The sequence below is a fragment of the Azospirillum endophyticum genome (assembly GCF_016595245.1).
GTDB lineage: Bacteria > Pseudomonadota > Alphaproteobacteria > Azospirillales > Azospirillaceae > Azospirillum > Azospirillum endophyticum.
The window spans coordinates 37288-49288 of the sequence record NZ_JAENHM010000003.1; the positions used below are offsets into that span (position 1 = coordinate 37288).

The 12001-nt window shown below is 70.2% G+C and carries 10 protein-coding genes; 8 read left to right on the plus strand and 2 right to left on the minus strand.

Going from position 1 to position 12001, the window contains the following annotated elements:
• Window positions 1-49: 49 nt before the first annotated feature.
• Both groL and JHL17_RS00805 read right to left on the minus strand, forming a co-directional pair.
• Window positions 50-1681, minus strand: coding sequence for a chaperonin GroEL (gene groL, locus JHL17_RS00800; protein WP_200190151.1), 1632 nt, complete (start codon window positions 1679-1681; stop codon window positions 50-52).
• A 73-nt stretch (window positions 1682-1754) separates the two neighbouring features.
• Entirely contained in the window at window positions 1755-2048 is a 294-nt protein-coding gene (locus JHL17_RS00805; RefSeq protein ID WP_200190152.1) for a co-chaperone GroES, read from the minus strand.
• Window positions 2049-2332: 284 nt separating this feature from the next.
• On the opposite strand from JHL17_RS00805, the gene JHL17_RS00810 reads away from it, so the two are divergent.
• From JHL17_RS00810 to JHL17_RS00845, 8 genes are all read left to right on the plus strand, one after another.
• Window positions 2333-3982: an FAD-dependent oxidoreductase gene (locus JHL17_RS00810; protein ID WP_200190153.1), complete on the plus strand. Its 1650-nt coding sequence runs from the start codon at window positions 2333-2335 to the stop codon at window positions 3980-3982.
• Window positions 3979-4326: a 4Fe-4S dicluster domain-containing protein gene (locus JHL17_RS00815; RefSeq protein WP_200190154.1), complete on the plus strand. Its 348-nt coding sequence runs from the start codon at window positions 3979-3981 to the stop codon at window positions 4324-4326. Before JHL17_RS00810 ends, JHL17_RS00815 begins: the two co-directional genes overlap by 4 nt.
• Before the next feature lie 36 nt (window positions 4327-4362).
• Entirely contained in the window at window positions 4363-5400 is a 1038-nt protein-coding gene (locus JHL17_RS00820) for an ABC transporter substrate-binding protein (RefSeq protein WP_200190155.1), read from the plus strand.
• Window positions 5401-5459: 59 nt separating this feature from the next.
• Entirely contained in the window at window positions 5460-6779 is a 1320-nt protein-coding gene (locus JHL17_RS00825; RefSeq protein WP_200190156.1) for an LLM class flavin-dependent oxidoreductase, read from the plus strand.
• 234 nt (window positions 6780-7013) lie between these two features.
• A complete protein-coding gene (locus tag JHL17_RS00830) occupies window positions 7014-7889 on the plus strand; it encodes an ABC transporter permease subunit (RefSeq protein WP_200190157.1) in 876 nt (291 codons plus the stop codon).
• A complete protein-coding gene (locus JHL17_RS00835) occupies window positions 7886-8596 on the plus strand; it encodes an ABC transporter ATP-binding protein (protein WP_200190158.1) in 711 nt (236 codons plus the stop codon). Before JHL17_RS00830 ends, JHL17_RS00835 begins: the two co-directional genes overlap by 4 nt.
• Before the next feature lie 57 nt (window positions 8597-8653).
• Window positions 8654-9691, plus strand: coding sequence for an NrtA/SsuA/CpmA family ABC transporter substrate-binding protein (locus JHL17_RS00840; protein WP_200190159.1), 1038 nt, complete (start codon window positions 8654-8656; stop codon window positions 9689-9691).
• Entirely contained in the window at window positions 9691-11991 is a 2301-nt protein-coding gene (locus tag JHL17_RS00845) for a molybdopterin-dependent oxidoreductase (protein ID WP_200190160.1), read from the plus strand. Before JHL17_RS00840 ends, JHL17_RS00845 begins: the two co-directional genes overlap by 1 nt.
• Window positions 11992-12001: the final 10 nt, after the last annotated feature.

Below are 12001 nucleotides of genomic sequence, written 5' to 3' on the forward strand. Positions count from 1 at the left end.
GCCGGAAGGACATTGGTCGCAGCGCCCGCCGGCACCCGGACGGTCGCGATCAGAAATCGTAACCGCCGCCGGCCCCGGCCGGTGCCGCCGGGGACTTCGGTTCCGGACGCTCGACGATCAGCGCCTCGGTGGTGATCAGCAGGCCGGCGACCGACGCCGCGTCCTGCAAGGCGATGCGCACGACCTTGGCCGGATCGATGATGCCGGCCTTCAGCAGGTCGGTGAACTCGCCGGTCTGCGCGTCATAGCCGAAGGCGGTGTCGCCCCCCTCCAGCAGCTTGCCGACGATGACCGACCCGTCGGCCCCGGCATTCTCGGCGATCTGGCGCACCGGCGCCTGAAGCGCGCGCCGCACGATGTCGATGCCGACGCGCTCGTCGTCGTTGACCGGCACCACCGCATCGATGGCGCGGGTGGCATAGAGCAGGGTGACGCCGCCGCCGGGCACGATGCCCTCGGCGATGGCCGCACGGGTGGCGTGGACGGCGTCGTCCACGCGGTCCTTGCGCTCCTTCACCTCGACTTCGGTCGAGCCGCCGACGCGGATCACCGCGACGCCGCCCGACAGCTTGGCCAGCCGCTCCTGCAACTTCTCGCGGTCGTAGTCCGAGGTGGTCTCCTCGATCTGGGCGCGGATCTGGGCGATGCGGGCGTCGATGGCCTCGCGGCCGCCGGCGCCGTCGATGACCGTGGTCTCCTCCTTGGCGATCACCACCCGCTTGGCGGTGCCGAGATCGGCCAGCGAGACGGTCTCCAGCTTGAGGCCGATGTCCTCGCTGATCACCTGCCCGTTGGTGAGGATGGCGATGTCCTCCAGGATCGCCTTGCGGCGGTCGCCGAAGCCCGGCGCCTTCACCGCGGCGATCTTCAGCCCGCCGCGCAGCTTGTTGACCACCAGCGTCGCCAGCGCCTCGCCCTCGACATCCTCGGCGACGATCAGCAGCGGACGGGAGGACTGCACCACCGCCTCCAGCACCGGCAGCAGCGGCTGCAGGCTGGACAGCTTCTTGTCGTGGATCAGGATGTAGGGGTTGTCGAAATCGACGACCAGCTTCTCAGCGTTGGTGACGAAGTAGGGCGAGAGATAGCCGCGGTCGAACTGCAACCCTTCGACCACGTTCAACTCGGTCTCCAGGCTCTTGGCCTCCTCCACCGTGATGACGCCGTCGTTGCCGACCTTGGACACCGCCTCGGCGATGATGGCGCCGATGGCGCGCTCGCCGTTGGCGGAGATGGTGCCGACCTGCGCCACCTCGTCGTTGGTGGAGATGGTCTTGGCCCGCTCCTTCACGTCGGCGATCACCGCGGCGACGGCGCGGTCGATGCCGCGCTTGAGGTCCAGCGGGTTCAGCCCGGCGGCGACGGCCTTGGCGCCCTCGCGGACGATGGCCTGGGCCAGCACGGTGGCGGTGGTGGTGCCGTCGCCGGCCAGATCGGCGGTCTTCGAGGCCACCTCGCGCACCAGCTGGGCTCCGAGATTCTCGAACCGGTCGGCCAGTTCGATCTCCTTGGCGACCGTCACGCCGTCCTTGGTGATGCGGGGGGCGCCGAAGGATTTCTCGATCACGACGTTGCGGCCCTTCGGGCCCAGCGTGACCTTCACGGCATTGGCGAGGGTATCGACGCCGCGCAGGATGCGGTCGCGGGCATCGGCGGAGAATTTGACGTCCTTGGCGGCCATGACGATGTCCTTTTTATCGAAGTCTTTTTTGGGTGGGTTCCAGCGGAAACGGGCAGGTCTGCCTGGGCGGGCGTCAGGCGGGCTCGACCACGCCGACGATGTCGGATTCCTTGATGACCAGCAGATCCTCGCCCTGCACCTTGATCTCGGTGCCCGACCATTTGCCGAAGACCACGCGGTCGCCGACCTTCACGTCGAGCGGGTGGATGCGGCCCTGGTCGTCGCGCATGCCGGGACCGACGGCGATCACCTCGGCCTCCTGCGGCTTCTCCTTGGCGGTGTCGGGGATGATGATCCCGCCCTTCGACTTCTCCTCCTGCGCCACACGGCGGACGACGACGCGGTCGTGCAACGGACGGAACGGCATGCCTGGTGTCTCCTGGTTCGGGCCTCTCTGGGGGTCATGTGCGGCGCCCCGCATTCACCGTAAGGACATAGCTTAATCACTGTTTATTCCTACTGTAAAGATAGTGTTTTGTGTTTTTCTTATACATTTTTTTTGGTGTTATTATTGATCCCGCCAGGGCCGCCGGCATCCGACTCATTTGAAAAACTCAATGAAATCATGAGCATTCCAAAATTGACGGGGTGCCGCCGCGGTATTGTAAGAAACAACACACAGATGCATCGAAGCGGCGGAGTTTCACAGAAATGCCGAACATCCAGGGATCGACCACTCCGCCCATCGCGGAGTTGCCGCCCATCGCCGCCGACGTGCTGGTGATCGGCGGCGGCCTGTCGGGGACCTGGGCGGCGCTGGCGGCGGCACAGGCCGGGGCCAGGGTGGTGCTGGCCGACAAGGGCTATTGCGGCGCCAGCGGGGTCGCCGCCACCTCTGGTCCCGGCCACTGGTGGGTGCCCCCCGATCCAGACGCGCGGGCCGAGGCGATCCGCCAGCGCATGGCGATTGCCGGCGGCATCGCCGATCCGGCCTGGATGGAGCGGATCCTCGACATCACCTGGACCACCCTGCCGACCATCGCCGATGTCTACGACTTTTCCACCGACGAGGCCGGAACGGTGCAGTATCGTGGCCTGCGCGGGCCGGAATATCTGCGGGCGATGCGCCGGAAGATCCACAGGCTCGGCGTCCGCATCCTCGACCAGAGTCCGGCGCTGGAACTGCTGGCCGACTCCGATGGGACCATCGTCGGCGCGCGCGGCCTGCGCCGCCAGCGGGGCGAGGCCTGGACGGTGCGCGCCGGGGCGGTGATCCTGGCGACCGGCGGCTGCGCCTTCAAGTCGCGGCTTCTCGGCAGCCACACCAACACCGGCGACGGCCATTTGATGGCGGCGGAGGCCGGGGTGGATTTCTCCGGCATGGAGTTTTCCACCTACCACACGGTGGCGCCGGCCCATTCGACCATGACCCGGTCGATGTCCTTCGCCTTCGCCACCTATTACGACGGCGAGGGGCGGGAGATCGCCGTGCCGCCCGGCGACACCACCCGGACGCTGGCCCGCGCCATGCTGGACGGGCCGGTGCTGTGCAGCCTGCACCGCATGCCGGCGGACATCCGCGAGCGGCTGCGCCGGGTGCAGCCCAACATGATGCTGCCCTTCGACCGCGGCGGTGCCGATCCCTTCACTCAACGCTTTCCCGTGCTTCTGCGGCCGGAGGGCACCATCCGCGGATCCGGCGGCATCCGGCTGGCGGACGACGACTGCGGCACCGCTGCCGACGGGCTGTTCGTCGTCGGCGATGCCGCGACGCGCGAGCCGGTGGCGGGGGCGGTGTCGGGCGGCGGCGCCATCCTGGCGGCCTGGGCGCTATCGTCGGGCGTGATCGCCGGACGCGCCGCCGCGGCGCGGGCGGCCCGCCAGGGCCGGCGCACCGACACTGCTGCCCGTCCGCTGGGACAGGCCGGACTGCGCCCGGCGCGCCACGCCGCCGCGGTCGATCCGCGCGCCGTCACCGCCGCCGTCCAGGCCGAGATGCTGCCCTACGACAAGACCATCTTCCGCCGCGGCCCGGCGCTGGCCCGCTCGCTGTCGCGGCTGGAGGGGGTGTGGAACGACCTGCGCGACCATCTGGACGGCGAAGGGGCGGCCACGGCCGGAGAGACGGTACAGGCGCGCGAGAGCGCCGCCCTGACCGCCGTCGCCCGCTGGTGCACCCGCGCCGCACTCGTCCGGCCGGAAAGCCGCGGCATGCATCTGCGCGTCGATGCCCCGGCCAGCCACCCGGCTCTGGCCCGGCGCCTGACCGTCGGCGGGCTGGACCGGCTGTGGTCCCGCTTCGAGGGCCCGGCCCCCCAGCCTCTCGAACACCCCGTCGTCCCCCAGGCAGGTGCCGCATGATCAGCCTCGTCATCGCCGACCGCTGCACCGGATGCCAGGTCTGCGTCCGCGTCTGCCCGACCAACGTCTTCGACGCCGTCCGCGGCGGGCCGCCGGTCATCGCCCGGCAGCAGGACTGCCAGACCTGCTTCCTGTGCGAACTCTACTGCCAGCCCGACGCGCTCTATGTCGATCCCGACTGCGAGACGCCGGCCGCGGTCAGCGCCGAAGAGGTCGAACGCTCGGGCCAGCGCGGCCGCTACCGCCGCGACTCCGGCTGGGACGAATGGGCCGGCGACCCGCGCTATGCCAACGAACATTGGCGGATGGACCAGATTTTCGCCCGTGCCCGGGCCCTGTCCTGACATCGCCACCGCTTTCCCCGAACTGGATTTTCAACGATGACCACGCACCGTCCGCCCACCCTGTCGCGCCGCCGCCTGCTGAGCGGAGCCGGCAAAGCCGCCGCCGGACTGCTGGCCCCCGCCCTGGCGGCGCCGCTGCTGTCCCGCCCGGCCTTCGCCGCCACCAGTGCCACCGCTGCCGGAGACATCCTCAAGGTCGGTGACCAGCGGTCCACCATCCGCTCGCTGCTGGAGGCCTCCGGCCAGTTGAAGGACATCCCCTACACGCTGGAGTTCGCCGATTTCCCGGCCGCGGCCCCGGTGCTGGAGGCGCTGAACGCCGGCGCCATCGATGCGGGCTTCGCCGGCGATGCCGCCCATGCCTTCGCCCTGTCCAACGGGCTGCCGGCCAGGATCATCTCCGCCGCCCGCTCCGATCCCGGCTGCATCGGCCTGCTGGTGCGCAAGGACTCGCCCATCCGCACCGTGGCCGACCTGAAGGGGCGGACCATCACCGCGGTGCGCGGTTCCATCGGCCATTATCTGGTGGTCGCCGCGCTGAAGGTGAACGGCCTGTCGGTGAACGACGTCACGCTGGCCTTCCTGCAACCGACCGAAGCGAAATCGGCCTTTTCCAGCGGCACGGTGGATGCCTGGGCGATCTGGACGCTCTATGTCGCCCAGGAGGTGGTCGCCGGCACCGGCAGGGTTCTGGTCGATGGCCGCGGCCTGCTGAACAACAACGCCTTCATCAGCGCCACCGACGTCGCCATCGCGCAGAAGCGCGCGCTGTTGCAGGACTATGTCGCCCGCGTCGCCGCTGCTCGCATCTGGGCGCTCGGCAATGTCGAGCAGTATGCCCGCATCTGGGGCGATCTGGTGAAGGTGACGCCGGAGATCGCCGTCGCCGCCTTCAACCTGGAGCGTTTCCGCCCGGTGGCGGTGGATGACGGCATCGTCGCCGACCTGCAGACCACCGCCGACTTCTACACCGGCATCGGCGTGATCCAGAAGCCCTTCACCGCGGCGGCCCATGCCGACCGCAGCTTCGCCCTCGACGCGGGCCTGCTGGCGCAATCGGCCCGCGCCGGCTGAGCCCCGCGGCCGCCCTTTCCTTTCCGACCGCTTTCCCTTTTCCGACCGACGAGACCACGATGCATCTGGCTCTGTTCTGCACCGAGGCCGGGATGCACGCCGGCGGCTGGCGTCACCCCGACGCCGGCACCGTGCGCCCGTTCGACCTCGGCTTCTACCGCGAGCTGGCGCTGAAGGCCGAAGCCGCCAAGCTCGACATGCTGTTCGTTGCCGACAAGCTCGGCCTCGACGATCTCTATGGCGGCGGGGTGGCGGCCACCGTCGCCCGCCGTCCCAACGCGCGGCCCGAACCGCTGACGCTGATCGCGGCGCTGGCCGGCGCCACCGGCCGGATTGGTCTGGGCGCCACGGTGTCCACCAGCTATGCCGAGCCCTATCACGTCGCCCGCATGTTCGCGACCATCGACCATCTCAGCGGCGGACGGGCGGCGTGGAACGCCGTCACCTCGGTCAGCGACAGCGAGGCCCGCAATTTCGGGCGCGCCGCCCATCTCGACCATGCCAGCCGCTATGAGCGCGCCGACGAGTTCATCGACGTGGTGCGCAAGCTGTGGGACAGCTGGGAGGAGGACGCGATCCAGCCGGACAAGGAGTCCGGCCGCTTCGCCGACGACCGCCGCGTCCATTACATCGACCATGAGGGCCGCCATTTCCGCGTCCGCGGCCCGCTGAACGTCGAACGGCCGCCGCAGGGCCATCCCGTCGTCATCCAGGCCGGCGTGTCCGGCACCTTCCAGGACATCGCCACCCGGCAGGCCGATCTGGTCTTCACCGTGCAGCCCGATCTCGACGGCGCCAAGCGGGCCTATGCCGTCTTCAAGGCCCAGGTCGCCGCCAACGGGCGCCCGCCTGGCAGCGTCAAGGTGCTGCCCGGCATCATGCCGATCGTCGGGCGCAGCGATGCCGAGGCCGAAGACATCCGCGCCGAACTGCGCGCGCTGATCGATCCGGTGGCCGGCCTGACCTTCATGTCCGGCAGCATGAATTACGACCTGTCGCGCCATCCGCTGGACGGCCCCTTCCCCGATCTGCGCGACGTCATCACCGGCAGCCGCGGGCGCTTCCAGCGGGTGATCGCCGACGCGCTGGAGCGCGGCGCCACCGTCGCCGAGGTCGGGGCGGCCTATGTCGAGAGCCTATCCTTCGCCGTCGCCGCCGGATCGCCGCAGACGGTCGCCGACATTTTGGAACAGTGGGTCACGGAACAGGCGGCCGACGGCTTCGTCCTGATGCCGCCCTATCTGCCGGGCGGCGTCGACGGTTTCCTGACGCTGGTGGTGCCCGAATTGCAGCGGCGCGGCCTGTTCCGGCGCGAGTATGGCGGGGCCACGCTGCGCGACCATCTCGGGCTGGACCGGCCGGCGTCACGCTATGCGTGACGCTGCCGCCGAGGGCGACAAAATATACAAATATGATATGTGTTATATATTTTATTTGTTGACTGTTTTAGTAGATTAAATCAGGCTGGGATCGGTTGATTGCCCCGCCTGTCCGGCGCGCCGCCTTCCCGCCCGGCCATGCCATCGCCGGGCACGCCATCTGCCGCCGCGACCGGCGCCAAATCGACTCCTCATTCCTCGACAAGCCGCCCTGCCCAGCCGTGGAGATCCCGCATGAGCAGCCTCGACAGCAGTTTCGGCGTCCGCCGCGCCGCCACGCCGCAAGCACCGGCCGCGGCGAAACGGGTGCGCCGCCCGATCTCCGATCCACCGCACCGCATCGGCACGAGAGCCCATGTCGCCCTGTCCTGGATCGCACCGGTCCTGCTGATCGCGGTGTGGGAGTGGCTGGCCCGCATCGGCTGGGTCGAGCCGCAGGTGCTGCCGGCGCCCAGCAAGGTGGTGGCCACCGCCTGGAAGCTGACGCTGTACGGCACGCTGCTGCGCGACCTCGGCACCAGCCTGCTGCGGGCGGCAGCCGGCTTCGCCATCGGCGGCGGCATCGGCTTCGCGCTCGGCACGCTGGTCGGCTTCTCCCGGCTGGCCGAGGCGCTGGTCGACCGCAGCGTGCAGATGATCCGCGCCATCCCCTTCCTGGCGCTGCTGCCGCTGGTGATTGTGTGGTTCGGGGTCGGCGAGGGGCAGAAGATCTTCCTGGTCTCGCTGGGCGTCGCCTTCCCGGTCTACATCAACACCACCCTCGGCATCCGGCAGGTCGATCCCAAGCTGCTGGAGCTGGGCCGGGTGCGTGGCCTGTCCACCGCACTGCTGATCCGCCGGATCGTCCTGCCGGGCGCCCTGCCCTCCATTCTCACCGGCGTTCGCTATGCGCTGGCGACGGCATGGCTGGCGCTGGTGGTGGCGGAGACCATCGGCGCGCAGGCTGGGTTGGGCTTCCTCGCCATGGACGCGCGCGAGTTCCTGCGCACCGACGTGATCGTGCTGACCATCGTCATCTACGCCCTGATCGGCGTGCTGGCCGACAGCATGGCCCGGCTGCTGGAGCGCCGCCTGCTGGCCTGGCATCCGAATTATGGAGCCGCCCGATGAGCACCCTTACCATCTCGGACGCCGGCCCCGCCGTCACCGTCACCGGCCTGCGCCGGGCCTATGGCCGCCGCGTGGTGATCGACGCGCTGGATTTGCGCATCGAGCGCGGCGAGTTCGTCGCCCTGCTGGGCGAGAGCGGCTGCGGCAAGACCACACTGCTGCGGGCGCTGGCCGGGCTGGATCCGATCCAGGGCGGCCGCATCGACGCTCCCGGCAAGCCGGCGGTGGTGTTCCAGGAGCCGCGCCTGCTGCCCTGGGACAGCCTGTGGCGCAACGTCTCGCTCGGCCTGCCGGAGCGCGGCGCGCGCGAGGCCGCGGCGGCGGCGCTGGCCGAGGTGGGCTTGGGCAACCGGCTGGACGACTGGCCGCGCAACCTGTCCGGCGGTCAGGCCCAGCGCGTGGCGCTGGCGAGGGCGCTGGTGCAGGAGCCGGAGCTTCTGCTGCTCGACGAGCCCTTCGCGGCGCTCGACGCGCTGACCCGCATCCGCATGCACGGGCTGGTCAAGGAGCTGGTGGCCCGCCACCGGCCGGGCGTCCTGCTGGTCACCCACGACGTGGAGGAGGCGATCCGGCTGGCCGACCGCATCCTGGTGATGCGGGACGGCGTCATTGCCGCCGAACATCTGCCGGAAACCACCGCCGATCCCCAGCGCTTCCGCGCGCTGCTGCTGGCGGAGCTGGGCGTGCAGGGAAGCGCCGCCGCCTGACCGATCCCCGTCTTGCCACATCCGCCCAACCTAATGCCCGACCGAACGAGCCTTCCGATGACCGATCCGTTCCGCTCCCCCACCACCCGTCGCGCCTTCCTCGCCCGCTCGCTGATCGGCGCCGGCGCTGCCGGCCTCGCTGGCGGCTTCGATCCGCTGGCCGGCACCCTGCCGGCCGCCCGGGCCGCCACCCAGACCGGCGAGGGCCGCAACACCGACACCATCCGCCTGACCTGGGGATTCTCCGGTCTGGCCTTCATCGCCAAGGAGCGGGGAGAGCTGGAGAAGACCCTGGCGAAGGACAACATCAAGGTCGAGTGGCTCGGTCCCTTCCCCAACCATGCGCCGACCTTGCAGGCGGTGACCGGCGGCACCGCCGATTTCAGCTTCGGGGGCAGCACCACCCCGGCGCTGGCCGCGATCATCGCCGGCTCACCGCTGGTCTTCAGCCTGTTCCTGAACTACACCCCGCGCACCACCGCGATCATCGCCAAGGACGGCTCGGGCATCGACAAGGTCACCGATCTGGTCGGCAGGTCGGTCGCGGTCAACCGCTCCGGCCTGGGCGAGTTCCTGCTGGTGGCGGCGCTGGAAAAGCACGGCGTCGACCGCTCGAAGGTGAATTTCGTCCATCTCAACCCGCCGGACGCCGCCCCGGCGCTGGCATCGGGCAAGGTGGACGCGTGGTCGATGTGGAGCCCCGGCGTCGACATCGCCCGGCTGGAGTACAAGGCGCACGACATCTTCCAGGAGGAACGCGACCTCGATTTCCAGATCGATTTCACCAGCTACCTGACCCGCCGCCGCTTCGCCCAGGAGAATCCGGCCCTGATCCGCGCCCTCAACGCGGCCTTCACCGCCGAAGCGGCCTGGGCCTCGGCGAACACGGTGGAGGCGGAAACCATCGTCCAGGCCAAGGCCGGCTATCGCGACGAGATCCGCGACGGCTACATCGCGCTGAAGCGGCAGTACCGGCTCTATCCGGTCAGCGACGCAACCTTCGTCGGCGATCTCCAGAAGGCGGCCGACTGGCTGGTCGCCCGCCGCATCCTGCCGGAACCGGTCAGGGTCGCCGACCATCTGGCGGCGCTGTGATGGGCGGCGGGGACGGCTTCACCGCGACGCATTGGGGGGTCTACCGGCCGCGGGTGACGGAGGGCAGGCTGACCGCGCTGGACCCGGCCCCGTGGGACGAGGCGCCGTCTACCATCGGCCGGTCGGTGGTCGACGGCATCGACGCCCCCGCCCGCATCCGCCGCCCGGCGGTGCGCGAAGGCTTCCTGCGCCATGGTCCGGCCTCGCGCGACGGGCGCGGACGCGAACCGTTCGTGGAAGTGTCGTGGGACGAGGCGCTCGACCTCGCGGCCGGCGAGCTGGACCGGGTGCGGCTGGACCATGGCAACGCCGCCATCTTCGGCGGCTCCTATGGCTGGGCCAGCGCCGGCCGCTTCCACCACGCCCAGAGCCAGCTTCACCGCTTCCTCAACTGCATCGGCGGCTATACGGCGCACAGCGACACCTACAGCCTGGGCGCCGGGCGGGTGCTGATGCCGCGCATCCTGGCGTCGATGGACGACCTGATGCTGTCCCACACCGCCTGGACCAGCCTGGAAAAGCATTGCGAGCTGTTCGTCGCCTTCGGCGGCCTGCCGGCCCGCAACGCCCAGGTCGGATCGGGCGGGGCCAGCGACCATCTGGTCAAGCCGGCGCTGGGCCGGCTGGCGGCGGCCGGTGTCCGCTTCGTCAATGTCAGCCCGGTGCGCCACGACCTCGACGACGTGCCCGGCGCGGAGTGGATCGCCATCCGGCCCGGCACCGACACCGCCTTCATGCTCGGCCTCGCCTACACGCTGGTGGCGGACGGGCTGGCGGATGGCGAATTCCTCGCCCGCTGTACCATCGGCTATGACGGGTTTCACCGCTATCTGACCGGCGAGGCCGATGGCGTCGCCAAGGATGCCGGCTGGGCCGCCGCCATCGCCGGCGTGCCGGCGGAGACCATCGTGACGCTGGCCCGCCGCATGGCCGGCAGCCGGACCATGATGAATCTCGCCTGGTCGCTGCAACGGGCGGTGCATGGCGAACAGCCCTTCTGGATGGGGGTGACACTGGCGGCGATGCTGGGCCAGATCGGCACGCCCGGCGGCGGGCTGGGGGTCGGCTATTCGGTGATGAACACCATGGGGTCGGGCCGGCGCCGGGTGACCGGGCCACGGCTGCCGCAGGGACGCAACCCGGTGGACACCGCCATCCCGGTCGCCCGCATCGCCGACATGCTGCTCAACCCCGGCGCCTCCTACCGCTACAATGGGCAGACACGGCGCTATCCCGACATCCGGCTGGTCCATTGGGCCGGCGGCAACGCCTTCCACCACCATCAGGACATCAACCGGCTGGTCCAGGCATGGCGGCGGCCGGAGACGGTCATCGTCCAGGACCCCTTCTGGACCGCCCAGGCGAAATTCGCCGACATCGTGCTGCCGGCGACCACAGCATTGGAGCGCGACGACATCGGCGGCGCCACCGGCGACCGCTTTCTGGTGTGGATGGCCCGCGCCCTCGATCCGGTCGGCGAAGCGCGCGACGACCACGCCATCCTCGCCGGGCTTGCCCGCCGGCTGGGGGTGGAAGCGGACTTCACCGGCGGCCTGACCACCGAGGAGTGGCTGGAGCGGCTCTATGAGGAATGCCGGTTCAACGCCCCGGTGCCGCTGCCGGACTTCCGCAGCTTCCTGGCGGCCGGGCTTGCCGAAATCCCCCTGGTCGAGCCGGAGAAAATCCTGCTGCAAGCCTTCCGCGCCGACCCCGACGGATCGCCGCTGCCCACCCCGTCGGGCCGGATCGAGATCGGCTCCGCCACCATCGCCGGTTTCGGCCTACCCGACTGCCCCGGCCATCCGGTGTGGCGCGACCCGGCGGAGCATCCGGGGCTGGCCGGCGACGACGGCCCGCTGCATCTGCTGTCCTGCCAGCCGGCGACCCGCCTGCACAGCCAGTACGACCATGCCGCGGTCAGCCGGGAGAGCAAGATCGCCGGGCGGGAGCCGATCCGCATCCATCCGGACGACGCGGCGGCGCGCGGCATCGGCGATGGCGAGGTGGTACGGGTGTTCAACCGGCGCGGCGCCTTCCTGGCCGGCGCGGTGCTGACCGACGGCATCCGGCCCGGCGTGCTGCAGATCGCCACCGGCGCCTGGTACGATCCGGTCGATCCCGCCACCGACGGCAGCCTCGACGCCCACGGCAATCCCAACATGGTGACGCCCGACACCGGCACCTCGGCCCTTGCCCAGGGCTGTTCGGCCCAGAGCGCCCTGGTGGAGATCGAGCGCTTCACCGGCCATTTGCCGGCAATCCGCGCCTTCCAGCCGCCGCGCTTCGTCAACCGCCCATGAGGCGTGCCGG